The sequence below is a fragment of the Micromonospora sp. H61 genome, assembly GCF_018070325.1.
Lineage (GTDB): Bacteria > Actinomycetota > Actinomycetes > Mycobacteriales > Micromonosporaceae > Micromonospora > Micromonospora salmantinae.
Genome location: NZ_JAGPXY010000048.1, coordinates 1 through 26137 on the forward strand (window position 1 = coordinate 1; position 26137 = coordinate 26137).

Here is a 26137-nt window from a genome sequence, read left to right on the forward strand (position 1 = left end):
AGGGGAAACGCCCGGTTACATTCCGAACCCGGAAGCTAAGCCCTCCAGCGCCGATGGTACTGCACTCGTGAGGGTGTGGGAGAGTAGGACGCCGCCGGACAATCTTCCAGATTAGGCCACCCCCACCCGGGGGTGGCCTAATCTGCGTCTGCCCCCCTTTTTTTGGGTGGTCTTTCCCTGATAGGGGGCATCCGATGACTTTGAGACGCCGGGAACGGGGTTCAGGGCGCCGAACCCGGTCTGCGGTCTGGGCGGGTCAGTTTCGGGTCTGCATGCCGTCGCGCAGGTTGCGCAGCAGGCCGCCGGCGTCGCTGACCGCCCGGCCCGGGAACATCGCCATGACCACGCTGCCGTGGTCGGCCCAGCCGCACACCGCGAAGTCCCCGCCCTCGCCGCTGGTGCTGCCACACTTCAGCACCCCGCCGAGATCGCCCGCGGGCAGCTCCCGCAGACCGTTCACCGCACCGGTCTCGTCCGACATCAGGCGGAAGAGGCTGTCCAGGTCCCGTTCCGGCTGCCAGAGCAGAGTGGTGCCCCCGAAGATGAGCACGGAGCGCTTGTCGTCGGCCGGATCGCGGTAGACAGTGCCGAAACTGCGGTCCAGTTCGATGTTCGCCGCCAGACCGCTACGCAGATAGTCGGCAGTGCTCTTCGCCCGCTCGCTGTCGTCGCGGGTCAGACCCGCCACCCGATCGGGTGAGGCCAGTTGGGTGTCCTTCTGCTGCGCCACCCGCCACCCACCGACACCGAGCACGCCGGCACCGGCGAGACCGACCACCAGTGCGACGGTCCAACCGATCTTGCGGCGGCGTGACCAGCCGCTGGGCCGCTCGTCGGGGTCGCCTCCGGAGTCCCGGGTGCTCAGCTGGATCGGCTCTTCGGTCAGCTCGACCGGCTCGCGGCCGCCGTCGCGCGACCGCTCGGTGAGATGTGCGTCGGACATAGCCGACACCGTACGCGAACGGCAGGTGGCGCACGTCAGGTCTGCGGAAGCCCTCCGTAGACTTGTCCGGTGACCGAGAGACTGGATGCCCGACGCCCCGACGCCCCGACCCTTGCCGGCCAGTACCAGCCCGGTGAGGTAGAGCAGCGACGGTACGAGCAGTGGGTAGCCGGCGGGCACTTCCGGGCCTCCGCCGACAGCGACAAGCCCCCCTTCACCATCGTCATCCCGCCGCCGAACGTCACCGGCTCACTGCACATGGGCCACGCGTTCGAGCACACGCTGATGGACGCGTTGACCCGGCGTAAGCGGATGCAGGGCTTCGAGGCGCTGTGGCTGCCGGGCATGGACCACGCCGGCATCGCCACCCAGAACCTGGTCGAGCGTCAGCTCGCCGCAGAGGGTCTGTCCCGGCACGATCTCGGCCGGGAGAAGTTCGTCGAGCGGGTCTGGCAGTGGAAGGCCGAGTCCGGTGGCGCCATCCTCGGCCAAATGCGCCGCCTCGGCGACTCCGTCGACTGGGACCGCGAGCGCTTCACCATGGACGCGGGGCTGACCCGCGCCGTCCAGACGATCTTCAAGAAGCTCTTCGACGACGGCCTGATCTACCGGGCCAACCGGATCATCAACTGGTGTCCGCGCTGCCTCACGGCGCTCTCCGACATCGAGGTCGAGCACACCGACGACGACGGCGAGCTGATCTCGATCCGCTACAGCGACGAGGTCGTGGTGGCCACCACCCGGGCCGAGACGATGCTCGGCGACACCGCCGTGGCCGTGCACCCCGACGACGAGCGCTACCAGCACCTGATCGGCACCGAGGTCGAGCTGCCATTGACCGGCCGCCGGATCCCGATCGTCGCCGACGCGCACGTCGACCCGTCCTTCGGCACCGGCATGGTCAAGGTGACGCCGGCCCACGACCCGAACGACTTCGAGATCGGCCAGCGGCACGACCTGCCCGCGCTGACCGTGATGGACGAGCGCGGTGTGATCACCGTGCCCGGCCCGTTCGAGGGGTTGGACCGGTTCGAGGCGCGACCCGCGATCGTGGCGGCGTTGCGGGAGCAGGGCCTGATCGTCGCCGAGAAGCGCCCGTACGTGCACGCGGTCGGGCACTGCTCGCGGTGCAAGACGACCGTCGAGCCGCGGCTGTCGCTGCAGTGGTTCGTCAACACCGCCCCGCTGGCCCAGGCCGCGGGTGACGCGGTGCGCGACGGCCGGGTGCGCATCGAGCCGGCCGAGCTGGCCAAGCGTTACTTCGCCTGGGTCGACAACATGCACGACTGGTGCATCTCCCGGCAACTGTGGTGGGGGCACCGCATCCCGGTCTGGTACGGCCCGGCGGGGGAGATCGTCTGCGTCGGCCCCGACGAGGCGCCGCCGACCGGCGAGGGCTGGCACCAGGACGAGGACGTCCTGGACACCTGGTTCTCCAGCGGCCTGTGGCCGTTCTCCACACTGGGCTGGCCCGAGCAGACCCCGGACCTGGCGAAGTTCTACCCGACCAGCGTGCTGGTCACCGGGTACGACATCCTGTTCTTCTGGGTCGCCCGGATGATGATGTTCGGCCTCTACGCGATGGACGGCCGGCCGCCCTTCGACGTGGTCGCGCTGCACGGCATGGTCCGCGACCAGTTCGGCAAGAAGATGTCGAAGTCGTTCGGCAACGTGGTCGACCCGCTGGACTGGATCGACCGGTACGGCGCCGACGCCACCCGGTTCACCCTGGCGCGGGGCGCGAACCCCGGCCAGGACGTCCCGGTCAGCGAGGAGTGGTGCCAGGGCTCCCGCAACTTCTGCAACAAGCTCTGGAACGCCACCCGGTTCGCCCTGATGAACGGCGCGCACACCAGTGGCGACCTGCCCCCCACCGAGCAGCTCTCCACCGTCGACCGGTGGATCCTGTCCCGGTTGGCGCACGTCACCGCCGAGGTCGACGAGCAGTTCGAGGCGTACGAGTTCGCCAAGGTGTGCGACCTGCTGTACCACTTCGCCTGGGACGACGTCTGTGACTGGTACGTCGAGCTGAGCAAGCCGGTGCTCGCCGAGGGCGGTGAGCGCGCGGAGGCCAGCCGTCGGGTGCTCGGGCACGTGCTCGACCAGCTACTGAGGCTGTTGCACCCGGTCATCCCGTTCGTCACCGAGGAGCTGTGGCTCGCGCTGACCGGCGGCGAGACGGTGCAGGCCGCCGCCTGGCCGGTGGCCGACCGGTCGCTGGTCGACGACGCCGCCGAGGCCGAGCTGGTCGGCGTGCAGCGGGTGGTCACCGAGATCCGTCGGTTCCGTTCCGACCAGGGGCTGCGCCCCACGCAGCGGGTGGCTGCCCGCCTGGACGGGCTGTCCGGCGCGGGTATCGCTGCCCACGAGCCGCTGATCCGTTCGCTGGTCCGGTTGGATCCGGCCGGTGACGACTTCCAGGCCAGCGCCACGTTGGCCATGCCCGGCGCGGTCGGTGTCGCGTTGGACACCCGGGGGTCGATCGACGTGGGTGCCGAGCGGGCCCGGCTGACGAAGGACCGCGCGGCAGCCGAGAAGGAGGTCGCGCAGGCCCGGGCGAAGCTCGACAACCCTGCCTTCATCGGCAAGGCCCCCGAGCCGGTGGTCGCGAAGATCCGCGACCGGCTCGCCACCGCCGAGGCCGACCTGGTCCGGATCAACGCTGCTCTGGAGACACTGCCCTCGTGACCGACCGTACCGAATTCGCCGCCGTCGAGGCCGAGCTGAACGCCCGTGGCTTCACCCGCATGGTCTTCGAGCTGGACCGGATCGAGTCGCTGCTCGACCTGCTCGGCAGCCCGCAGCGGGCGTACCCGGCGATCCACCTGACCGGCACCAACGGCAAGACCTCCACCGCCCGGATGATCGATTCGCTGTTGCGGGCGCACGGGCTGCACACCGGGCGGTACACCAGCCCGCACCTGGAGACCGTCCGGGAGCGGATCAGTCTGGACGGGGAGCCGGTCAGCGAGGAACGGTTCGCGTCGGTGTACCGGGAGATCAAACCGCTGGCCGAGCTGGTCGACGCGCGGTCGGACGAGCCCCTGACGTACTTCGACATGACCACCGCGCTGGCGTTCGCCACCTTCGCCGACGCGCCGGTCGACATCGCTGTGGTCGAGGTGGGCCTCGGCGGTGCCGAGGACGCCACGAACGTCCTCCAGGCCGGGGTCTGTGTGATCACCCCGATCGGGCTGGACCACACCGAGTGGCTCGGTGACACGCTTCAGGACATCGCGCTGGCCAAGGCCGGCATCATCCACCCGGGAGCCACAGTGATCTCGGCGGCCCAGGAGGAGGAGGCCGCTGGCCCCCTCCTCGAACGCTGCGCCGAGGTCGGGGCCACCATCGCCCGGGAGGGCGGCGAGTTCGGCGTGCTGGGTCGGGCGGTCGCGGTCGGCGGTCAGGTGCTCACCCTGCAGGGGCTGGGTGGCGTGTACGACGACGTGTTCATTCCGCTGCACGGTGCCCACCAGGCGCAGAACGCGGCAATGGCGCTCGCCGCCGTGGAGGCGTTCCTGGGCGCGGGGGCTCGACGTCAGCTGGACATCGAGGCAGTCCGGGAGGGCTTCGCCTCGACCAGCTCCCCGGGTCGGCTGGAGCGGGTCCGCAACGCCCCGACCATCCTGCTGGACGGTGCGCACAACCCGCACGGCATGAAGGCCACAGTCACCGCGCTCCAGGAGGAGTTCGCGTTCAGCAAGCTGGTGGCCGTGATCGGCGTACTGGCCGACAAGGACGCGGAAGCGCTGCTGGAGCTGCTGGAACCGGTGGTCGACCAGGTGGTGGTCACCCGCAACAGCTCGCCACGGGCGATGCCGACGGAGGAACTCGCCGCGCTGGCCGGCGAGATCTTCGGCGACGAGCGGGTGGCCTCGGCCGAGGAGATGCCGGACGCGATCGAGCTGGCGGTGGCGATGGCCGAGGAGGACGTCCCCGGTGAGTTGAGCGGGGTCGGGGTGCTGGTCACGGGGTCCGTGGTGACTGTCGCCGACGCGCGCCGGCTGTTGAAGCGATGACCAGCCCGGAGCGGGACCCGCACCCCACCGAGGACCCGACCGGCCCGCCGGTCGAGCAGCCGGTGGGGGAGGAGCCCACGGCCGGGCAGCCGCGACGCTCCGGGTTGCGCAACCCGGAGCGGGCGGTACGCGGTCTCGGTGCTGGCACGCTCAGCCTGGAGGCGCTGGTGCTGTTGCTGGCGATCCAGCCGATCCGGGTGGTCGGCGGTGACCTCGGCGGCGCCGCGATCGGTGCGGTGGTGGCACTGGCGGTGGCCGCCGTGGTGCTCGCCGGCATGATGCGTCGCCAGTGGGCCTGGAACGCCGGCACCGTGCTCCAGGGCCTGCTGTTGCTGGGCGGTCTGCTGCACTGGTCGCTGCTCGGGCTGGGCATCATCTTCGCCCTGGTCTGGGCGTACGCGTTGCACGTTCGCCGCGTCATTCTCGGCTGACGCCGGACCCGGTCGCGCCGTCCGAAGGCGGGCCGGGTCAGGCGTCGGCGCGTTCGCGCCACTGGGTGAGGGCGACGCCGTGGCCATCCGGGTCGCGGAAGGCCGCCGCCCACCCCTCCAGCTTGGTGCCCCGGTTGACCACCCGGGGCGCGTACGTGAAGCGGACGCCCGACTCGCGCAACCGCTCGTACGCCGCCTCGATGTCGCTCACCTCAAGGTTGACGTGCACGAGTCGGCGGCTGATGGGTGCCGCCCCGGTCACCTCGCGCAGGACGATCCGGGTCGACCCGGAGGCCAGGACGGCGTTGTGGGCACCCTGGTCGACCTCGCTGAAGCCGAGCACGTCGCGGTAGAAATTGAGCGACCGGGGCAGGTCGGTGACCAGCAGGGTGAGGCCCACCCCGCTGATCGGCGCGGCCGGGTCCGCGGCCGAGTCGGCGTCGAACCCGAAGACCGCCTGGTCCAGTTCCTCGTCGATCGCGGTCGTGCGTGCGGCCCCGGTCGGGGAGGGATCGTCCAGCGGAAGGTCGAGTGGGTCCAGCGGGTCGGCCGCTCCCGGGCCGGACCGCTGCACGGGCGGTGGGTCGAAGCGCTGCGCGGGCGGCGGGTCGAAGCGCTGTGCGCTGGGCTGCTCGACGGGGTCCTCGGCGGGTGGGGCGGTCGTGCCGCTCTGCTCCGAAGCGTCGAACCGGTCGGCGGCGGGCTCGTCGAAGCGCTCCTCGGCGGGCGGGCGCGGTGCCGGGGTGGTTGCCCGTCGAGGCAGCCCACCGGCCTGCGGCTCGACGACGACGCCCTCCAACACCACCGGACCACCGGGGCTCTGGTGCATCACCACGGGTTCGCGCTCCTCGGGCACGACGCCCGGGTCGTCGCGCCTGAGATCGTCGCGCCGGAGGTCGGCGCGCGAAGGGTCGGTGCGCAGCGGGTCACCGAGCGGGTCGCGGAACGGGTCACCGACCGGATCCCGGAACGGGTCACCGACCGGGTCACCGACCGGGTCACGGAAGTCGTCGCGGAAGTCCTCGTCGGGTGCGCGGTCGGCCCACGGCGGCGCGTCCTGCTGGATCAACAGCTCGTCCATCGCCTCCGCGTCGGCGAACTCCGGTGGGAGATCGGCGACGGCAGCGGCGGTCTCGGCATGGGTAGACACCTCGTCCCAGAGGACCTTGACGTGCCGCTGGTCGTCCAACGCGACCCGGATCGGCAGGGTCTGGCCCAGCGACGGCCACTTGGAGACCGGCACTCTCGGCTCGATGATCTTCTTGGACCGCGGCGGCAGACCAGGGGCGTCAATCACCAGTTGCAGTTCGCAGCGGCCGAACGCGTACTGGGTGGGTGGTTCGGAGGCGCTGTGCACGTGCCCGACGCCGACGACCCACGTGCGACCGCCGCCGCGTACGGTCGCCAGCGCGATCGCCAGCACCAGCAGGGCGACCCCGAGGGCCACGATGGCCCAACTCGTCATGCCGAGCCCGAACAGGACGACGAACGTGGCCACGGTGCCCAGCACCGCGCCGATCAGCTTGCGTACCGGCGCGATGGGTCGGTTCCCGCCATTCGCCACAGTGGACCTCCCGGGGTCAGGACCAGGCTAGGCCGGATCGGCCACCGGGGGAAAGACCGGCCGCCGCGCCGGCGCCGGGACCGGGTCGCTAGGCTGACCGTACCGATCCGCAGCGTTCAGCGCGTACAGGAGGAACCCAGCGTGTCCAGCAACAGCCCGGATGAGCGCAGCCTCGTTCTGATCAAGCCCGACGCGGTCCGCCGCGGCCTGGTCGGCGAGGTCCTCTCCCGCTTCGAGCGCAAGGGGCTGCGGATCGACGCGATGGCGCACCGGACGATGGATGCCGCGCTCGCCGACGAGCACTACGCCGAGCACGTCGACAAGGCGTTCTACCCGCCGCTGAAGGACTTCATGACCGGCGGCCCGCTGGTCGCCCTGGTGCTCTCCGGCGACCAGGTCATCGACGTGGTCCGCGGGCTGGTCGGCGCCACTGACGGACGCAAGGCCGCCGCCGGCACCATCCGGGGTGACCTCTCGCTGTCCAACCGGGAGAACCTGGTGCACGCCTCCGACTCGACGGACAGCGCCAAGCGCGAGATCGCGCTCTGGTTCCCCGAGCTGGGCTGACGCCCACCGGCCCGGTGCCGACCGACGACGCCCGGGTTCAGCCGACCGCCGGCACCTTCGCCGGGTTGCCGACCACGTAGATCCCGGTGATCCGTCCGTCGGCCGCCGCGATGGTCAGCGTGTACCGACTGCCGTCCGCGCGGGTGATCAACATCGCCGGTTCCCCGTTGAGCTCGACCGGATCCATCGCCACTCGGTGACGCGGGCCGTACACCCCGGCGTAGAACCGGGCGATCCGGTCGGCGCCGGTGACCGGGTTGAGGGCGGCCCGCGCCCGGCCGCCGCCGTCGTTCCACGCGGTGGCGTCGGCGGCCACCAGGTCGGTGAGCCTCGCCAGGTCACCGTCGCGGGCGGCGGCGAGAAACGCGTCCAGCAGCCGCTCCCGCTCTGGGCGGCTCGCCGTGAACCGACGCTGCTCCTGCCGTACCCGCGCGGTCGCCCGGTGGTACAGCTGCCGACAGTCGGCGACGGACCGGTCCAGGATCTCGGCGATCTCCGCGTACGGCAGATCGAAGGCCGTGTGCAGGACGTACACCGCCCGCTCCGGCGGGGTGAGCCGCTCCAGGACGTGCAGCAACGCGGTGGAGAGCGAGTCGCGTAGCTCCACCCGGTCCAACGGCCCGAACGGCGAGGGCGCGGTCGGCACCGGCTCGGGCAGCCACGTCCCGACGTACGTCTCGCGGGCCGCCTGCCGGGCGCGCAGCCGGTCCAGGGCCAGCCGGGTGACCACCCGGGACAAGTACCGGCGCGGCTCCTCGACGCGGGCCCGGTCCACACCCAGCCAGCGCAGGTACGCCTCCTGGAGCACGTCCTCCGCGTCGTGCCGGCTGCCGAGCAGGCGGTACGCGAGCCCAAGCAGCATCGGCCGGTGCGCCTCGAGCGCACCGGCCGCGTCCGCTGCCGCCTCGGTGGTCACGCCTGGGCCGGAGGCTCCAGCCGCATCGTCACCCCGATCCGATTCCACACGTTGATTGTGGCAATCGCGATGACGAGGTCGGCCAGTTCCTTCTCCGACCAGACCTTCGCGGCGTCATCCCACACCTCGTCCGGCACCCCGTGCTCGCCGAGCCGGGTGACCGCGTCGGTGAGGGCCAGCGCGGCCCGCTCCCGCTCGTCGAAGAAGGGCGCCTCCCGCCAGGTGGCGACCGCGAACAGCCGCCGGCTCGACTCGCCGTCGGCGAGCGCGTCCCGGCTGTGCATGTCCACGCAGTACGCGCACCCGTTGATCATCGACGCCCGCAGCTTCACCAGCTCCAGCACTGTGCGATCGACGTTCGTCTGGACGTACTTCTCCAACCCCATGACGGCCTTGTACGCCTGCGGTACGACCTCGGTCGGGTTCATCCGTTGCACGACTACCTCCTGATCGGTTCGACGCCGATACGACGGTTGGGCAGGGGTGGGTCGTGACAACCGGGGCTGTGACCCCGCTCATGCCGGCGAGGTGGTCGGGGTGGGCGGCTCGACGGCGTGGCGGTGGGCGCGTCGAGTATCGTTGGACCTCGTAAGGCGATGACCCGGCCATCACCGGTGAGCCTCCGGAAGAACAGCCGGGCAACCGGCCCAGTAGAACCGGACGGGTGCGGCCCGTCACAGCCGGCAATGAGCGGGCGGTCGATCCTGACCGCCAAGCGGGGTGGTACCGCGGGCCACGGGAGCGCCGTTCCAGGCGTACCCCGGAAGGTTCGTCCTCGCAGTCCCACGTTGAGTGACTGCACGAGGAGAGCGACCCCCGATGGCCTATCCGTTGCACGACCCGACCGCCGCCGGTGTGCCGGCGAGCCCGGACCTGCCCGCGGTCGAGCGCCGGGTGCTGGAGCACTGGACGGCCGACAAGACCTTCGAGGCCAGCATCGAGGCCCGCCCCGCCGGCACGGACGGCAAGAACGAGTACGTCTTCTACGACGGTCCGCCGTTCGCCAACGGCCTGCCGCACTACGGTCACCTCTTCACCGGCTACGTCAAGGACGTGGTGCCGCGCTACCAGACCATGCGCGGCCGGCACGTCGAGCGGCGCTTCGGCTGGGACTGCCACGGTCTGCCCGCCGAGGTGGTGGCCGAGAAGCAACTCGGCATCACCAGCAAGGCGGAGATCATCGACCTGGGCGTGGACCGGTTCAACGAGGCCTGCCGTACCTCGGTGCTGGAGTTCACCCAGGACTGGGAGCGGTACATCAACCGGCAGGCCCGCTGGGTCGACTTCACCAACGACTACAAGACCCTCGACCTGGACTACATGGAAAGCGTCATGTGGGCCTTCAAGACCCTGCACGACAAGGGTCTGATCTACGAGGGCTTCCGGGTGCTGGCGTACTGCTGGCGCTGTGAGACGCCGCTGTCGAACACCGAGACCCGGATGGACGACGTCTACCGGGACCGGCACGACCCCACCCTGTCGGTGTGGTTCGAGCTGACCGCCGACGAGTCCGCGCCGGAGCTGGTGCGCGGGCCGGTCAAGCTGGGCGTCTGGACCACCACGCCGTGGACCCTGCCGTCGAACCTGGCGCTCGCCGTCGGACCCGACATCGAGTACGCGGTGCTCGAACGCGACGGCGACCGCTACCTGGTGGGGGCGGCGCGGCTGGCCGCGTACGCCAAGGAGCTGGAGTCCTACGAGCAGGTCGGCACGGTGTACGGCCGGGACCTGGTCGGGCGCCGCTACACGCCGCTGTTCGACTTCCTCGTCGAGCAGGCCGGGGAGAACGCCTACCAGGTGCTCGGCGCGGAGTTCGTCACCACCGAGGACGGCACCGGGATCGTGCACCTGGCCCCGGCCTTCGGTGAGGACGACCAGAACGTCTGCAACGCCGCCGGCATCCCCACCATCGTCACCGTGGACGACCACACCCGGTTCACCGCGCTGGTCCCGCCGTACCAGGGTGAGCAGGTCTTCGACGTCAACAAGCCGGTGATCCGGGAGCTGAAGGACCGGGGGGTGGTGCTCAAGCAGGACACCTACACCCACTCGTACCCGCACTGCTGGCGTTGCGACACCCCGCTGGTCTACAAGGCGGTGTCGTCGTGGTTCGTCGCGGTGACACAGTTCCGGGACCGGATGGTCGAGCTGAACCAGGAGATCAACTGGACGCCCGGCCACATCAAGGACGGCTCGTTCGGCAAGTGGCTGGCCAACGCCCGGGACTGGTCGATCAGCCGGAACCGGTTCTGGGGCTCGCCGATCCCGGCGTGGAAGTCCGACGACCCGAGCTACCCGCGCCTGGACGTCTACGGTTCGCTGGCCGACATCGAGCGGGACTTCGGCGTACGCCTGACCGACCTGCACCGGCCGGCGGTGGACGACCTGGTCCGCCCCAACCCGGACGACCCGACCGGTCAGTCGATGATGCGCCGGGTGCCGGAGGTGCTGGACTGCTGGTTCGAGTCCGGGTCGATGCCGTTCGCCCAGGTGCACTACCCGTTCGAGAACGCCGACTGGTTCGAGCACCACTACCCGGGTGACTTCATCGTCGAGTACATCGGGCAGACCCGCGGCTGGTTCTACACCATGCACGTGCTGGCCACCGCGCTGTTCGACCGGCCGGCGTTCCGCAACTGCCTGAGCCACGGCATCCTGCTCGGCTCGGACGGGCGCAAGATGTCCAAGAGCCTGCGCAACTACCCGGACGTCTACCACGTCTTCGACGCGTACGGCTCGGACGCGATGCGCTGGATGCTGATGTCCTCGCCGGTGCTGCGCGGTGGGGACATGGCGGTCACCGAGGCGGGCATCCGCGACGCCGTCCGGCAGGTGCTGCTGCCGCTGTGGAACGTGTGGTATTTCTTCACGCTCTACGCCAACGCCGACGGGTACCAGGCACGGCGGCGCACCGACTCCACCCACCTGCTCGACCGGTACGTGCTGGCGAAGACGAACGAGCTGGTGTCCACTGTCGGCGCGCAGATGGACGCGTACGACATCTCCGGTGCCTGCGCCACCGTCCGGTCCTACCTGGACGCGCTGACCAACTGGTACGTGCGCCGGTCCCGGGACCAGTTCTGGTCCGGTGACGCCAACGCCTTCGACACCCTGTCGACGGTGCTGGAGACCCTCTGCCGGGTGGTGGCGCCGCTCGCGCCGCTGACCGCCGAGGAGATCTGGCGTGGCCTGACCGGGGAGCGTTCGGTGCACCTGACCGACTGGCCGGAGGCGAGCGAGTTCCCGGCCGACCACGACCTGGTCGCCGCGATGGACAACGTGCGGGCGGTCGCCTCGGCGGCGCTTTCGCTGCGCAAGGCCAAGGGGCTGCGGGTGCGACTGCCGCTGTCGAAGCTGACGGTGGCCTCGCCGGCCGCGGAGCAGCTGCGGCCGTTCGCCGACCTGGTCGCCGACGAGGTCAACGTGAAGACAGTGGAGTTCAGCGCGGAGCTGTCCGCGTACTGCGAGCAGGTGTTGACGGTGGTGCCCCGGGCGCTCGGCCCGCGGGTCGGCAAGCAGGTGCAGCAGGTGATCAAGGCGGTCAAGGCGGGCGAGTGGGAGCTGGTCGACGGCGCCCCGGTGGCCGCCGGCGTCACCCTCGCCGAGGGTGAGTACGAGTTGCGCCTGGTCGCCGCCGACGCCGAGCACTCCGCGCCGTTGCCCGGCGGCGAGGGCGTGGTGGTGCTGGACACCGACGTCACCCCGGAGTTGGCAGCCGAAGGGCTGGCCCGCGACGTGGTGCGGGTGGTGCAGCAGGCCCGTCGGGACGCCGACCTGGACGTCTCGGACCGGATCGTGGTGTCGGTGTCGGCGTCCGACGAGGTACGCGCGGCGGTGTCCGCGTACGTCGACTTCGTCGCCGCGGAGGTGCTGGCCGACTCGGTGGACTTCGCCGAGGGCCTGGAGGGCTTCGCCGGCGAGGTCGGCGATGGTGAGCGGGTAACTGTGGTCGTCCGCCGGGTATAACGGACCATCGCCAGGGTGCGGGCGCCTCACCACCTCCGTCCGGGAGGTGTGGAGGCGTCCGCTACCGTGACACCGCCTGTTCGCACCTGATCTGCCGGAGGACCAGTGCCCCTGCTCTACACCATCGGCAAGCTCACCGTGGCGCCCACGCTGCGGTTGGCGTTCCGCCCGACCGTGGAGGGGCTGGAACACGTGCCGGAGATCGGTGGCGCTGTCTTCGCCGGCAACCACCTCTCGGTGGCCGACGAGTTGTTCCTCGGCACGGTAGTGCCCCGGCACCTGGCGTTCTGGGCCAAGTCGGAATATTTCAAGGGCGCCGGCGTGAAGGGTGCGATCTCCAAGTTCGTCCTCACCGGCCTGGGTGCGATCCCGGTCGAGCGGGCCGGTGGCCGGGCGGCGCTGTCCGCGTTCGACGCGGCGATCCCGGCGCTCAAGGGCGGTGACCTGGTGGTGGTCTACCCGGAGGGCACCCGCTCGCCGGACGGCAAGCTCTACCGGGGGCGGACCGGCGCGGCCCGGCTGGCCATCTCGGCCGGCGTGCCGATCATCCCGGTCGGCATGATCGGCACGGACAAGGCGCAGCCGATCGGTGCCCGGGTGCCCCGGCCGGGCACTGCCAAGATCATGGTTCGATTCGGCAAGCCGCTGGACTTCAGCGGCCGACCGGACGACCGCACCTCGCTGCGGCAGATGACCGACGAGCTGATGAGTGAGATCCAGAAGCTCACCGGCCAGGAGTACGTGCCCCGCTACGCCCCGCCGCGCGCCCATCCGGACCCGACCCGCGACGCCTGACCCCGCCGGGCGCACCCTGCCCCGGCCCTTGGCCTCCTGGCCCTTGGCCTCCCGGCCGCGAGGCACCCGGTCTCGAAGGCGGTATACCTCTGAGTCATAAATATGACTCAGAGGTATACCGCCTTCCGCCTTGTGGCCTCGGTGCGCCGTGACGCTACGTCACGACTGCCGCCGCCCGTGCGCGGGCCGGGCGGCCGGGGTGCGGACCACCGCACCCCGGCCGGCCGGGGTGCGGCTCAGCCCCGCTCGGGCTGGACGATCTGGGCGCGCAGGGTGCCCAGCAGGTCGGCGCTGTCGGCGACGGAGAGTCGGGTGAACACGCCGGTGGCGATGCTGCCGTGGTCGACCGACGTGCAGACCACCACGGCACTGCCGTCGGCGCTACCCACCGCGCACCGTTCGTGCCTGCCCCGCACACCGGTGTCCACGCTCTCCGGGGCATCCAACGCGTACTGCTTGGTGAGCCGGCTGATCTCGGCCTCCGCGTCCGACTCCGGGCTCAGCCGGAAGCCGGTGCCGCCGAAGACCGTCACCCGCTTGCCGCTCGTCGTGGCGTAGACGCCGGCGAACGTGTCCTCGGCCAGCCAGTGCTCCTTGCGTACCTCGTTCTCCAACTTCTTGGCGGTCTCCGTGCTGCGGCTGTCCTGTCGCAGGCTGAGGTCGTCCACCTGGACGGGCAGGGCCGCGCGCGCCGGGTACTGGGCCGAGATCGGGAACCCGTAGTAGGCGGGGCAGCCACAACAGCAGGCCAGGGTGAGCAGCAGCAGCCACGGCCAGCGGCGTCGTCGGCGGACCGGCACCGGCACGTACCCCTTGGGGGCCTGCCAACCGGGCGGCGGCGATGGCGGTGGCGCGGTGGATCGCCGACCCCGGCGCTGCTCCGGCACCTTCGGCGGCGCGGGTGGCGCGGGTGGCGACATCGGTCGGGCCGGCACCAGGGGTCCGATGGCCCGGGGTGCGCTCGGGGCGGCCGGCGGCGGCACCGGATACGGCTCGGCCGGGGGAGCGGGCGGCCCGGACCACTGCCGGGTGTCCCGCGATGGGGCCGGAGGAGCGGGCGGCCCGGACCACTGTCTGGTGTCGGGCGGCGTCGGATACGACATCGTGGGCGGCAGCGGGGGCAGTTCGGCGGAGGGCAGGTCCCAGCCGCCGGTGTCCACGCCGGCCCACGGGTCGACCGGGGTCTGGTGCTCCGGCGGCCCGACGGCCACCGGCGGGGGCGGGGTCGGCTCGGCCGACTCGCCCCAGGCGGGTCGGCGGGGCAGCGGCGGTGGCACCGGGGCCGAACCGCTCCACCTGGGCGCCGGGACCTCCGCGGTCGCGGCAGGCTCCGGCTGACCCGAGGGTTCCGGCTGGTCCGAGGGTTCCGGCCGGTCCGGGTGGTCCGGGGGTTCCGGCTGGTCCGAGGGTTCCGGCCGGTCCGGGTGGTCCGGGGGTTCCGGGTGGTCCGGGGGTTCTGGCTGGTCCGAGGGTTCCGGCTGGTCCGGGGGTACGGGTGGGGAGGTCGGCTCGTCGGCGACCGCCCGGTCCCGCTCCGGCTCCGCGCCCGGGGTGCTCCCCTCGGCCGGCCGTGCTCCCGGCTGGGGCTCCGGCATCGCGGCAATCTCCTCTCGCGCCGAACCGAGGTTAATACCGCGCCGCCACCACCGGCGATCGGGCGTGCGCGCGACCGCCGCCGGAGGAACGCGTACCCTTGGGCATCATGAGTGCCCCGTCCACGACGCCGCGCGCGGCCGCGACCAACTCCATATGGTCCCAGCTCGAGCCGCTGCTGCCCCAGATCTCCAAGCCCATCCAGTACGTCGGGGGCGAGTTGGGTGCGGTGACGAAGGACTGGGACGCGGCGACCGTGCGTTGGGCGCTGATGTATCCCGACGCCTACGAGGTGGGCCTGCCCAACCAGGGCGTGCAGATCCTCTACGAGGTGCTCAACGAGCTGCCCGACACCCTCGCCGAGCGGACGTACGCGGTCTGGCCGGACCTGGAGACGCTGATGCGCACGCACGGCGTGCCGCAGTTCACCGTCGACGCGCACCGGGCGGTGCGCGGGTTCGACGTGTTCGGCATCTCCTTCTCCACCGAGCTGGGTTACACCAACATGCTCACCGCGATCGACCTGGCCGGCATCCCGATGCTGGCCGCCGACCGCACCGACGCCGACCCGGTGATCGTGGCCGGCGGGCACGCCGCGTTCAACCCGGAGCCGATCGCCGACTTCATCGACGCCGCGGTGCTCGGCGACGGCGAGGAGGCGGTCCTGGAGATCACCGCGATCGTCCGGGAGTGGAAGGCCGAGGGCTCCCCGGGCGGCCGCGACGAGCTGCTGCTGCGGCTGGCCCGCACCGAGAGCGTCTACGTGCCGCGCTTCTACGACGTCGACTACCTGCCGGACGGTCGGATCCAGCGGGTCGTGCCGAACCGCGCGGACGTGCCGTTCCGGGTGCACAAGCGCACGACGATGGACCTGGACGCCTGGCCGTACCCGAAGAAGCCCCTCGTTCCGCTGGCCGAGACGGTGCACGAGCGGTACGCGGTGGAGATCTTCCGGGGGTGCACCCGGGGGTGCCGGTTCTGCCAGGCCGGCATGATCACCCGGCCGGTGCGGGAGCGGTCGATCACCACCGTCGCGCAGATGGTCCGCGAGGGCCTTGAGTTCTCCGGCTTCAACGAGGTCGGCCTGCTGTCGCTCTCCTCGGCGGACCACTCCGAGATCGGCGACATGTGCTCGGGCCTCGCCGAGCAGTACGCGGGCACCAACGTCTCGCTGTCGCTGCCCTCGACCCGGGTGGACGCCTTCAACATCGACCTCGCGCAGGAGCTGTCCCGCAACGGGCGGCGCACCGGCCTGACCTTCGCCCCGGAGGGCGGGTCGGAGCGGATCCGCAAGGTCATCAACAAGATGGTGTCGAAGGAAGACCTGATCCGTACGGTCGTCACCGCGTACACCAACGGGTGGCGGCAGGTGAAGCTCTACTTCATGTGCGGCCTGCCCACCGAGACCGACGAGGACGTCCTCGAGATCGCCGAGATGGCCCACGAGGTGATCAGGGCCGGCCGGGCCGCGACCGGCTCCAAGGACATCCGCTGCACGGTCTCCATCGGCGGGTTCGTGCCGAAGCCGCACACCCCGTTCCAGTGGGCCGCTATGGACCGTCCGGAGGTCATCGACCACCGGCTCAAGATCCTCAAGCAGGCCATCAACGCGGACCGCTCGCTGGGCCGGGCCATCGGCTACCGCTACCACGACGGCGAGCCGTCGCTCATCGAAGGGCTGCTCTCCAGGGGTGACCGCCGGGTCGGCTCGGTCATCCGCAAGGTCTGGGAGAACGGCGGCCGGTTCGACGGGTGGAGCGAGCACTTCTCGTACCAGCGCTGGGTGGACGCGGCGGCCGAGACGCTGCCCGCGTACGGGGTGGACCTCGACTGGTACACCACCCGTCAGCGCGACGAGCTGGAGGTCCTGCCCTGGGACCACCTCGACTCGGGCCTGGACAAGGACTGGCTCTGGCAGGACTGGCAGGACTCGTTCAGCGAGTTCGAACAGGACGACTGCCGGTGGACGCCCTGCTTCGACTGCGGCGTCTGCCCATCGATGGACACCGAGATCCAGATCGGCCCCACCGGCAAGAAACTGCTGCCGCTCACCCCGCTGGGCGGCAACGGCATGAAGGTCCCGTCGGGCCACTCGCACTCGCACCCCTGACCGTGCTGCCTTCGGGCAGCGCCGGCTGGCGGTGACCCACCACCCTCCACATCCGACATGTCGCCCAACGGGTCCGCGTCTCGCGGGCCCGTTGGCGTTGTTCGGGCTCGGCCCGCACGGCGGCCCGCACCGGATCTTCCGCGAGATCGGTCGCCATCTTTACCACGTGCTGGTGGCTGGGGCTGCCTCGACTAGGTCCGACTCGATACGCTGCGTCTGACATGGACCGACCCGGCGGGTCGGGGACGGGGGAGGAATCGCATGGGCAGCATCCCGCCGCCGAGCATCGGCGATCTGCAAGTCAGCGTCGAGGACCTGGACGCCGCCGCCACGTACGTCGAGCGGCTCAGGCAGTACATCGACGACACCATCAAGTACGAGATGGAACGCATCAAGGAGCGGATGAAGGGCGACAGCAACAACGCCCAGACCGTCCCGAACGGCACTCCCTTCGGCGCGTACGAGGACGCCCGCATGCAGTGGCGGGCCCTGGAGGTGTCCACGGCGAACATGGAAGCGCACCTCACGACGCTCTCCCAGAAGCTCGCCGCGCTCAAGGAGGGCACCGAGGAGATCGCCAAGGCGTTCCGCGACACCGAGGCGCGCAACGGCGCCAACGGCAAGGAGATCGAGCGGCTGCTGGAGTCGGCGGCGCCGCCGCCCACTGCCAGCGGCGCACCCACCTACCCGTACACGGCCTGAGGGGGACGTCATGGCTGGAGGAACCTGGGAGCGGTGCGTTCGCGAGGTGACGCTCTCCGCGGACCCGGAAACGGTCGGATCGGTCGGAGCGGGCTGGAGCAACCTCTCCAGCGGCCTGCAACAACTGCGGGACGCGCTCGTCGGTCGATCGTTCGTCGGTCCGATCGCGACGGGCCAGGAGCGCCCGCACGTCGGCGGGCTGCCCGGGATGCTCGCCGGTTGGAAGGGCAGCGGTGGTGACGCGTACCGCGAGCACCTGGGCAAGATCGGTAAGCAGATCGAGGATCTGATCACCGACGCGACGAACGTCAGTGGCGCGTTGACGCGGATCGAGGGCGACATCCGCAAGTCGGTCTCCACGATCCCGATCCCGCTGATGGACGACTTCGGCTTCAACGAGTGGAGCCTGCCCAACGGCACCGAGCTCGACGATGCCCGCGACGGCGAGAGCTCGTCGGGGTTCCTCGCCGCGCTGCGCAAGGACTACCAGAACAACCCCGGCTCGTACGCCGACGGCGCGTTCCGTGACAAGGCCGACGACCTGGAAGCGACGATGAAGGTCGACGGCCAGGCCGGTGACCAGAAGCGGGGCGGCTGGTGGGACACCGGAGCCCACCTCGACAACTGGTACCGCGACAATCAGAACGCGGCGAACACCGCGATGGCGCCGCTGCCCCAGGCCGTCTACACGGAGCGCCCCAAGCTCACCATCAACAGCCCGGATAGATCGGGCGTAGAGGACGATATCCGTCGGGACCCCCGGGTCCCGCCCTCGGGGCGGCCCGACATCAGTGGTGGCGAATTCGGCGGGAAGCCCGACATCGGCGGTGGCGGCCCCACGATCGGCAGCAGGCCGCCGGGCATCGGTGACACGGGCGGTCCGACGTCCGCCGTCGACCCGTTCTCCCCGACCAGGCCCGGTGGCCTCGGCGATGGCTCGCCCACCGGCGGCACGGGTCAGCTCACACCCCCGTCGACGGGCTCCAGCTTGCCGGGCTACGCGGACGGCGACGCCGGCTACAGCAGCGGTCTGGCGGGCGCCACCCCGGGCGGGGTCGGCGGCCTGGGCGGCGGCATCGGCGGCGGCGGCATCGGCGGCGGCGGGGTCGGCGGCGGCGGGGTCGGCAGCGCCGGTCTCGGTGGCGCCGGCGGTGGTTTCGGCGGCGGTCCCCGCGTCCGCTCGGCCGGCGGGATCGCCGGCGGGGCCGGGATCGGCGTGGGTGGCATCCCCGGCATGGTGGGTGGCGGCAACGGAAAGCTGCCGCCGATGACGAGCGCGGCGAACGCGTTGCGCACCGCCCAGGCCGCCGGTGGCGCCGGGATGGCGGGCGGCGCGCGTGGGGCCGGCGTCGGCGGTGCCGGAATGATGGGCGGCGGCATGATGGGCGGCGCGGGTGGTGCCGGGCAGGGTGGCGGCACCGGCTCCGAGCACTCGTCGTGGTTGACTGAGGATGACGATCCGTGGGGCCCTGGTGACGGGGCGTCCCCGGGTGTCCTTCGATGAGGATGGACGGATGAGGGTGAACCTCGGAGGCCTCCGGCCGGTAGTCGCCTGTCTCCTGGCGGGGTTCCTGGTGGTGGGGGTCGCTCAACCGGCGGCCGCCGCGCCCCGTCGGGCCGAGCAGTGGTATCTGGACGAGCTCCGGATCGACCAGGCGCACAAGATCTCGACCGGGCGGGGCGTGGTCGTGGCCGTGGTCGACACTGGCGTCGAGGCCAGCCACCCGGACCTGCGAGGTCAGGTGCTTCCCGGTGGACGCAGCTACGGCGCCTCCGGAGACGGCCGGGCCGACGAGGTCGGGCACGGCACGCACATGGCCGGCATCATCGCGGCGAAACCCAGCCGCGACGGGGTGGACGGCATCGCCCCCGGCGCGAAGATCCTGCCCATCAAGATGCGCAAGGAGGACGGCGTCTACACCGACGCCGGGATTGCCCGGGGCATCCGGATGGCCGTCGACGGCGGGGCCAAAGTGATCAACATATCCATTGGTGGCCCCGGCTTCGCCAATCCCGTGCAGAAGAGCGCAATCCAGTACGCGTTGGACCGTGACGTCGTCCTGGTCGCCTCCGCGGGTAACACCGCCCAGGGCCGCACCACAGTGGGCAAGCCCGCCAACACCCCCGGTGTGATCGCGGTGACCGGGACGACCAAGGGCGGCGCGTTCTGGTCCGGCTCCGTCCAGGGGCCGGAGGCGGTGGTCGCCGCTCCCGGCGACAGCGTGTACAACGTCACCAACGAGGGGGGCTACGGCTGGGGTGACGGCACCTCCGACTCCAGTGCGATCGTCTCCGCTCTGGCCGCGTTGATCCGAGCCAAGTACCCGGACCTCAGTGCTCCGAGCGTGATCAACCGGATCATCCGGACCGCGCGGGACGCGGGCCCGTCCGGGCGAGATCCGCAGTACGGCTTCGGGGTGATCGACCCGATGAAGGCGCTGACCGCGAACGTGCCACCGGTCACCGTCAACCCGCTGCTCGACCCGGCCGCGGCGGCGACCGACCCGGGCCCGGCCCGTGCCGGGGGCCCGGACGAGGAGTTCGACGTCACCCAGCACGGCGATCGCGGTGGCCCCACCGACCAGCAGGTCATGGTGGTCGGCATCGGCATCGCCGTGGTGCTGGTGTTGCTGCTGGGTCTCGTGGTCTACCTCAACTGGAACCGCCGCCGGTACCGGCGGGAGGCGGCCCGGGCCGCCGACATCCCGGACGAGCTGCTCGACCGGGCGGCCCAGGGCGCGTACCCGCCGCCTGACGCGGGTTACGCGCCACCGCCGGGCTACCCGCCTCCACCCGGGTATGCCCCGCCTTCCGGCTACGCCCCGCCCTCGGGCTACACCCCTCCCTCCGGTTACGGCCCGCCGCCGGGCGGGTCACCGCCCGCGCCGCCGAGGGAGCGGTAACCGGTCCGCCTCGCGGTGGCCGGCCGGTGACCTCCGCGTCACCGGCCGGCCATCGGCTTTCGTGCCGGGTGGTCGCGACCCTGGCGACCGGTTTGTGACCGTCTGTCTGGTGATTCGGCCGCCCCGGCTGCGTACCGCCACGAGCCCTGCGCCAGGATGGGCGGACACGCAGGTACACCCGAGGAGCCCACGATCGCCAAGAAGCCTCAACCCGAGGGCGGCCAGGCACCGGTCGTCCAGCGCGTCCGCATCCGGTACGCCAAGCGCGGACCGCTGCGATTCACCTCGCACCGGGACTTCGCCCGGGCGTTCGAGCGCGCGCTACGCCGGGCCGCCGTGCCGGTCGCCTTCTCCCAGGGGTTTCACCCGCACCCGAAGATCTCCTACGCCAGCGCCGCGCCGACCGGGGTGGCGAGCGAGGCGGAATACCTGGAAATCGCCCTTCAGGCGGCCGTCGACCCGGAGGCGTTGCGCGCCGCGTTGGACGCCGCGCTCTCGCCGGGGCTGGATGTTCTGGACGCCGTGATCGCCGAAGGGGGCAACCTGCCGGACCGGATCGAGGCGTCGCACTGGCACATCGAGTTGCCTGAGGTCGACACGGCGGTGCTGCGCGCCGCGGTGGACGCCTTCGTCGCGGCCGAGGAAGTGCTGGTCGAGCGGATGACGAAGCAGGGTCGACGCACTTTCGACGCCCGAGCCGCGGTGATATCGATCGATGTCCAGCTGCCTACGCCGACGCCTTCCGGGGCGCCGGCCGTACCGTGTGCGATACTCGAACTGGTCGTGCGGCAGGTCACCCCGTCCGTACGGCCCGATGACGTCCTTTCCGGCCTCCGCGTGGTGGCCGACCTGGAGCCGCCGGTTTCGCCGAGGGTGACACGGCTGGCTCAGGGCACGTTGACCGCGCAGGGTGCGATCGTGGATCCGTTGGATGCGGACCGCGACGGGGCAGCCATCGTTGGGCACTGACCGACGGTCGGTGTTCTGGCAGGCAGACTTCGGCGGTCGCGCACCACGCGCGCCCGGCGGAAACACTTTTGCGGCGACCCTGCGTGGCAGCGCTCACCCGCGCCCGGGCTAGCCAGAACTGGAGAACGTCCATGCTCGAGAACGAGCCCGAGGGCGGCGAACGGACCGGTTCACAGCCGGCCGGTGACACCGCCGACCAGAGCACCACGGCCGACGGCGCCGCCGTCGAGACCTCCACCACCGCTGTCGGGTCGGCCTCGATGGAACCGGCCGGCGCGGAGAGCGCTCCCGCTGAGGCCGCCGAACCGGCCGCGCCGGTGCGGCGCACCCGGGCGACCCGTCGTCGGGCCGCCCCGCTCAACCAGCCGGAGCAGACCGACGCCCCGATCGAGGCGCCCAGCGGTGGCGCCGGCAACGTCGAGTCGCCGCAGGCGGAGGTCTTCGCCCCGGTCTCCGGCGACCTGGACGTCGCACCGAAGACCCCCCGGCGCCGCCGCAAGGCCACCCCCGTCGAGACGACCGCCGAGGAGCCGCTGGTCGCCGCCTCTGCGGAGGCGGCCTCGGCCGAGGTGGTGCCGCCGGTCAAGGTGACCCGTACCCGGCGGAAGAAGGCCACGCCGGCGGCCGTCGAGGAGCCGCCCGCCACCGAGCAGCCGCTCGCGGTCGAGGAGCCGGTCGTCGAGGAGCCGGACGTCGCCGAGGAGCCGGCGGAGTCCGACCTGCGCGAGGCCGAGGCCGAGTTGAACGACTCCCCGGCCCTCCCGAGCACGTCCGCCGCCGAGCTGGCCTGGAGCAGTGGTGCGCAGAACCGCTCCGGCGAGGTGCCACCGGGTGTGGCCGTCTCCGGTGTGACGGATGAGCCGAACGAGCCGGCCGAGATCGAGCCGGAGCAGCCGCGTACCCGTCGCCGGCGCGCCGCCCTCTCCGCGCCCACAGTGCTGTTCATGGCACCCCAGCCGGACGCCGTGCCGGTGACCCGACCGGTGGAGCCCGCCGCGACGACCGAGGAGCCGGCCGTCGAGGAGGCCGCCGAGCCGTCCCGCCGCCGTCGGCGCGGTCGCCGCGAGGTCGAGCCGGTGGAGCCGATCGAGGCCATCGAGGCCGAAGAGGAGCCGACCGAGGAGGCCGACGAGGCCGCCGAGGCGGATGAGGACGACGAGGACAGCGCCGCCGCGCGCCGCCGCCGCCGGCGTGGTCGCCGGGGCCGGGGCCGGGGCAAGGGCGGGGCCGACGACGCCGAGGACGAGGAGTCCGACGAGGCGGCGCAGGCCGACGAGGAAGAGACCGCCGAGGCAGAGGCCGAGGCCGACGAGGACGAGGAGTCCGAGGGCGGGGACGGTCTGACCCGTCGTCGTCGTCGTCGCCGCCGTCGTGGCGCCGGCGACACCGAGGGCGCGGCGGACGACGGCGTGCCGACCGTGGTGAAGATCCGCGAGCCGCGCCGGACCGTCGACGAGGTGCAGGGTGTGTCCGGCTCGACCCGGCTGGAGGCCAAGCGCCAGCGCCGCCGGGACGGTCGGGAGCAGCGCCGTACCCGCCCGCCGATCCTCAGCGAGTCGGAGTTCCTGGCGCGCCGGGAGGCCGTCGACCGGGTGATGGCGGTCCGCCAGCGCGGTGACCGCACCCAGATCGCCGTCCTGGAGGACGGCGTGCTGGTCGAGCACTACGTCACCCGCAACTCCTCCGGGACGATGGCCGGCAACGTGTACCTCGGCAAGGTGCAGAACGTGCTGCCGAGCATGGAGGCCGCGTTCGTCGACGTCGGTCGGGGCCGCAACGCCGTGCTGTACGCCGGTGAGGTCAACTGGGACACCTCCGGGCTGGAGGGGCGGGCCCGCTCGATCGAGCAGGCGCTGCGCTCCGGGGACTCGGTGCTGGTCCAGGTCACCAAGGACCCGATCGGGCACAAGGGCGCACGGCTGACCAGCCACATCGCGCTCTCGGGCCGGCACCTGGTCTACGTCCCCAACGGCAACGCCTCCGGGATCAGCCGCAAGCTGCCGGACAACGAGCGCAAGCGGCTGCGGGACGTGCTCAAGAAGCTGGTCCCGGACGGCGCGGGCGTGATCGTCCGGACGGCCGCCGAGGGCGCCACCGAGGACGAGCTGGCCCGTGACGTCAAGCGGCTCCAGGCGCAGTGGGAGGACATCCAGGCCAAGGCCGCCGAGGGTGGCGCCCCGGCACTGCTCTACGGGGAGCCCGACCTGGTCATCCGGGTGGTCCGGGACCTGTTCAACGAGGACTTCCGCGAGCTGGTGATCGAGGGCGAGCAGTCGTACGACATCGTCGAGTCGTACCTGTCGCACGTCTCTCCGGACCTGGTCGACCGGGTGCGCCGGCACGTCGGCACGAGCGACGTGTTCGCCGAGTACCGGATCGACGAGCAGATCATCAAGGGTCTGGACCGCAAGGTCTTCCTGCCCTCCGGCGGCTCCCTGGTGATCGACCGCACCGAGGCGATGACTGTCGTCGACGTCAACACCGGCAAGTACACCGGCTCCGGGGGCAACCTGGAGGAGACGGTCACCCGCAACAACCTGGAGGCGGCGGAGGAGATCGTCCGTCAGCTCCGGTTGCGGGACATCGGCGGCATCGTGGTGATCGACTTCATCGACATGGTGCTGGAGTCGAACCGTGAGTTGGTGCTGCGCCGGCTCACCGAGTGCCTGGGCCGGGACCGCACCAAGCACCAGGTCACCGAGATCACGTCGCTCGGCCTGGTGCAGATGACCCGTAAGCGGATCGGCGCGGGCCTGCTGGAGGCGTTCAGCGAGACCTGCGAGTGCTGCAAGGGCCGGGGCGTCATCATCCACACCGAGCCGGTGCCGGAGAAGCCGCGTCCCGCCGGTGCGGGGGAGAAGGTCAAGGCGGTCGCCTCGGCGGTGGCTCCCGCTCCGGCTGCCGAGCAGGGTGCCACCTCGTCCCGCCGCCGGGCGCGCAAGAACGCCCCGGCCGCGGCCGAGCGGACCGCGGTCGAGGTCGTCGACACCGACACCACGGCCGAGCCGGGCACCGACTACCAGGACACCATGGGCTACGACCTGTCCCGCTACGAGTCGGACACCGCCGCCGCACCGGCGATCTCCGACGCTCAGCAGGGTGAGTCGGCTCGGCTGGCCGCGGCTGACGACCCGGACGCGCTCGCTGACGGTGAGGGCGACGAGGAGACCACCGAGGGCGGTGGCGGCCGTCGCCGGTCGCGCCGCGGTGGAGCCCGTCGGCGGACCCGCCCCTGAGCGCCTGACCGGCCACGTGTTTGACGAGGTCCCTCTCCCGGCAAAGTGACGGGGGAGGGACCTCGTCGTTGTGGCCACCCGGTCCTCGATCGGCCGTCCCAGGTCAGGAGAAGAAGATGCGCCGTCTGCTCGCGGTCACCGCGCTGCTCACCATGCTCTCCGGCGCGGCCGGCTGCTCCACCGGTGGGACCGCCGACGGCGCTGGCCCGGCGGCCGCTGGCACCCCTCCCGGCCCGACCGGCATGCCGGCCAGCGGTGGTGTGGCGGGCGGCAACGCCACCCAGGTCTGCGCCGCCGCGCAGGAGGCCAGCACCACTGCCGTCCGGACGTACGTCGCGGAGCTGGGTCGGATGCTCGCCGCGGTGGGCGCCGGGGACAGCCGTACGGCCGAGGCTGCCCGGGGACGGGCCGAGGCGGCGCTGGCGGGCTGGCGGACCGTACTGCGGGAGCAGTCGGAGCGGACCGACGATCCGCAGCTCAAGACGTTGCTCACCGACCTCGGCACCGAGGTTTCCGCGCTCGGTGCCGACGTCGAGGCGATCGACGAGACCGAACTCGACCGGCTCCAGCAGCGCCTCGACCAGCTCTGCGCGCGCTGACCAGGGCGGGCCGGTTTGGGGTACGGGCCAGCGATGGCGTACTCTTGCCTGCGGCCCACCTTTGGTGTGCCGAGTTCCCGTGTGCCCGCGCCGCCGTGCACTGCTACCCGGCGAGCCGCTGCGGGAACGACCGCCAGCAGCCTCAACGACAGGGAGTCCGCCTCCGATGTACGCGATCGTCAAGACCGGCGGCAAGCAGTACAAGGTCGCCGAGGGCGACGTGATCGAGGTCGAGAAGCTCACCGGTGCCCCCGGTGACGCGGTGAAGCTCACCGCGGTGCTCCTCGTCGACGGTGACGACCTGGTGACCGACGCGGCGAAGCTTGCCGAGGTCGCGGTGTCCGGCGAAATCGCCGCGCACACCAAGGGCCCGAAGATCCGGATCCACAAGTTCAAGAACAAGACTGGCTACCACAAGCGCCAGGGTCACCGCCAGCCGTTGACCCAGGTCAAGGTGACCGGCATCTCCAGCGGGAAGTAGGTCGTCCTCCAATGGCTCACAAAAAGGGTGCGTCCAGCTCGCGTAACGGTCGTGACTCCGCGGCCCAGCGACTCGGCGTGAAGCGCTTCGGTGGTCAGGTCGTCAGCGCCGGTGAGATCATCATCCGGCAGCGTGGCACCAAGTTCCACCCCGGTGACCTGGTCGGCCGTGGCGGCGACGACACGCTGTTCGCGCTGTCCGCCGGTGCGGTCCTGTTCGGCACCAAGCGCGGTCGCAAGACCGTCAGCATCGTTCCGCAGCAGTAGTTCTCGGGCTAAGCGGGCCGCGGACCTCCGGGTCCCGGCCCGCTTAGCCTTTTTAAGCGAAGTGCGAGGTCGAGCCT

The 26137-nt window shown here is 71.5% G+C and carries 20 protein-coding genes and 1 rRNA gene; 16 read left to right on the forward strand and 5 right to left on the reverse strand.

Annotation, left to right across the window (positions count from 1 at the left end):
• A 5S ribosomal RNA gene (gene rrf / locus KBX08_RS22020) occupies positions 1-100 on the forward strand; the annotation flags it as partial.
• Between the two features lie 156 nt (positions 101-256).
• Here the strand turns inward: rrf and KBX08_RS22025 are convergent.
• On the reverse strand, positions 257-943 hold the full coding sequence (locus KBX08_RS22025; RefSeq protein WP_210785315.1) for a hypothetical protein: 687 nt from the start codon (positions 941-943) through the stop codon (positions 257-259).
• 69 nt (positions 944-1012) lie between these two features.
• Between KBX08_RS22025 and KBX08_RS22030 the strand changes: the two genes are divergently transcribed.
• The 3 genes from KBX08_RS22030 to KBX08_RS22040 are packed head-to-tail and all read left to right on the forward strand — an operon-like array spanning position 1013 to position 5393.
• The gene (locus KBX08_RS22030; protein ID WP_210785316.1) at positions 1013-3631 is read left to right on the forward strand and encodes a valine--tRNA ligase; all 2619 of its coding nucleotides are present in this window, start codon (positions 1013-1015) and stop codon (positions 3629-3631) included.
• Complete coding sequence (locus KBX08_RS22035) at positions 3628-4962, forward strand: folylpolyglutamate synthase/dihydrofolate synthase family protein (RefSeq protein ID WP_210785317.1); 1335 nt, start codon at positions 3628-3630, stop codon at positions 4960-4962. Before KBX08_RS22030 ends, KBX08_RS22035 begins: the two co-directional genes overlap by 4 nt.
• Entirely contained in the window at positions 4959-5393 is a 435-nt protein-coding gene (locus tag KBX08_RS22040; protein WP_112586022.1) for a DUF4233 domain-containing protein, read from the forward strand. Before KBX08_RS22035 ends, KBX08_RS22040 begins: the two co-directional genes overlap by 4 nt.
• A gap of 37 nt (positions 5394-5430) precedes the next feature.
• On the opposite strand, the gene KBX08_RS22045 is transcribed toward KBX08_RS22040, so the two are convergent.
• Complete coding sequence (locus KBX08_RS22045) at positions 5431-6957, reverse strand: VOC family protein (RefSeq protein ID WP_210785318.1); 1527 nt, start codon at positions 6955-6957, stop codon at positions 5431-5433.
• A 141-nt stretch (positions 6958-7098) separates the two neighbouring features.
• Between KBX08_RS22045 and ndk the strand changes: the two genes are divergently transcribed.
• Entirely contained in the window at positions 7099-7524 is a 426-nt protein-coding gene (gene ndk / locus KBX08_RS22050) for a nucleoside-diphosphate kinase (protein WP_088949743.1), read from the forward strand.
• A 37-nt stretch (positions 7525-7561) separates the two neighbouring features.
• Here the strand turns inward: ndk and sigJ are convergent, their stop codons facing one another.
• Positions 7562-8440 carry an RNA polymerase sigma factor SigJ gene (gene sigJ, locus KBX08_RS22055; RefSeq protein ID WP_210785319.1) on the reverse strand — a complete coding sequence of 293 codons (879 nt, stop codon included), beginning with the start codon at positions 8438-8440 and terminating at the stop codon, positions 7562-7564.
• A complete protein-coding gene (locus KBX08_RS22060; protein WP_247669840.1) occupies positions 8437-8868 on the reverse strand; it encodes a carboxymuconolactone decarboxylase family protein in 432 nt (143 codons plus the stop codon). The genes sigJ and KBX08_RS22060 overlap by 4 nt, the downstream gene beginning before the upstream one ends.
• A gap of 391 nt (positions 8869-9259) precedes the next feature.
• On the opposite strand from KBX08_RS22060, the gene ileS reads away from it, so the two are divergent.
• Both ileS and KBX08_RS22070 read left to right on the forward strand, forming a co-directional pair.
• Positions 9260-12406, forward strand: coding sequence for an isoleucine--tRNA ligase (gene ileS, locus KBX08_RS22065; protein WP_210785321.1), 3147 nt, complete (start codon positions 9260-9262; stop codon positions 12404-12406).
• 105 nt (positions 12407-12511) lie between these two features.
• The gene (locus KBX08_RS22070) at positions 12512-13201 is read left to right on the forward strand and encodes a 1-acyl-sn-glycerol-3-phosphate acyltransferase (protein ID WP_210785322.1); all 690 of its coding nucleotides are present in this window, start codon (positions 12512-12514) and stop codon (positions 13199-13201) included.
• Between the two features lie 236 nt (positions 13202-13437).
• Here the strand turns inward: KBX08_RS22070 and KBX08_RS33950 are convergent, their stop codons facing one another.
• Positions 13438-14796, reverse strand: coding sequence for a hypothetical protein (locus KBX08_RS33950; protein WP_247669849.1), 1359 nt, complete (start codon positions 14794-14796; stop codon positions 13438-13440).
• 107 nt (positions 14797-14903) lie between these two features.
• On the opposite strand from KBX08_RS33950, the gene KBX08_RS22080 reads away from it, so the two are divergent.
• The 9 genes from KBX08_RS22080 to rpmA all read left to right on the forward strand — a co-directional run bounded on the left by KBX08_RS22080 (position 14904) and on the right by rpmA (position 26060).
• Positions 14904-16904 (forward strand): TIGR03960 family B12-binding radical SAM protein, encoded by a 2001-nt coding sequence (locus KBX08_RS22080; protein WP_210785323.1) that lies wholly within the window; start codon positions 14904-14906, stop codon positions 16902-16904.
• Between the two features lie 261 nt (positions 16905-17165).
• Complete coding sequence (locus KBX08_RS22085; RefSeq protein WP_210785324.1) at positions 17166-17606, forward strand: hypothetical protein; 441 nt, start codon at positions 17166-17168, stop codon at positions 17604-17606.
• Between the two features lie 10 nt (positions 17607-17616).
• Positions 17617-19110 (forward strand): WXG100 family type VII secretion target, encoded by a 1494-nt coding sequence (locus KBX08_RS34475; RefSeq protein ID WP_210785325.1) that lies wholly within the window; start codon positions 17617-17619, stop codon positions 19108-19110.
• 10 nt (positions 19111-19120) lie between these two features.
• A complete protein-coding gene (gene mycP / locus KBX08_RS22095; RefSeq protein WP_210785326.1) occupies positions 19121-20509 on the forward strand; it encodes a type VII secretion-associated serine protease mycosin in 1389 nt (462 codons plus the stop codon).
• A 156-nt stretch (positions 20510-20665) separates the two neighbouring features.
• On the forward strand, positions 20666-21478 hold the full coding sequence (locus KBX08_RS22100; RefSeq protein ID WP_210785327.1) for a TIGR03936 family radical SAM-associated protein: 813 nt from the start codon (positions 20666-20668) through the stop codon (positions 21476-21478).
• A 131-nt stretch (positions 21479-21609) separates the two neighbouring features.
• Positions 21610-24714, forward strand: a complete 3105-nt coding sequence (locus KBX08_RS22105) for an Rne/Rng family ribonuclease (protein ID WP_210785328.1) — start codon at positions 21610-21612, stop codon at positions 24712-24714.
• 116 nt (positions 24715-24830) lie between these two features.
• The gene (locus tag KBX08_RS22110; protein WP_210785329.1) at positions 24831-25313 is read left to right on the forward strand and encodes a hypothetical protein; all 483 of its coding nucleotides are present in this window, start codon (positions 24831-24833) and stop codon (positions 25311-25313) included.
• 166 nt (positions 25314-25479) lie between these two features.
• Positions 25480-25794 (forward strand): 50S ribosomal protein L21, encoded by a 315-nt coding sequence (gene rplU, locus KBX08_RS22115; RefSeq protein WP_007464063.1) that lies wholly within the window; start codon positions 25480-25482, stop codon positions 25792-25794.
• An 11-nt stretch (positions 25795-25805) separates the two neighbouring features.
• A complete protein-coding gene (gene rpmA / locus KBX08_RS22120; protein WP_007464062.1) occupies positions 25806-26060 on the forward strand; it encodes a 50S ribosomal protein L27 in 255 nt (84 codons plus the stop codon).
• The last annotated feature ends 77 nt before the right edge of the window (positions 26061-26137 follow it).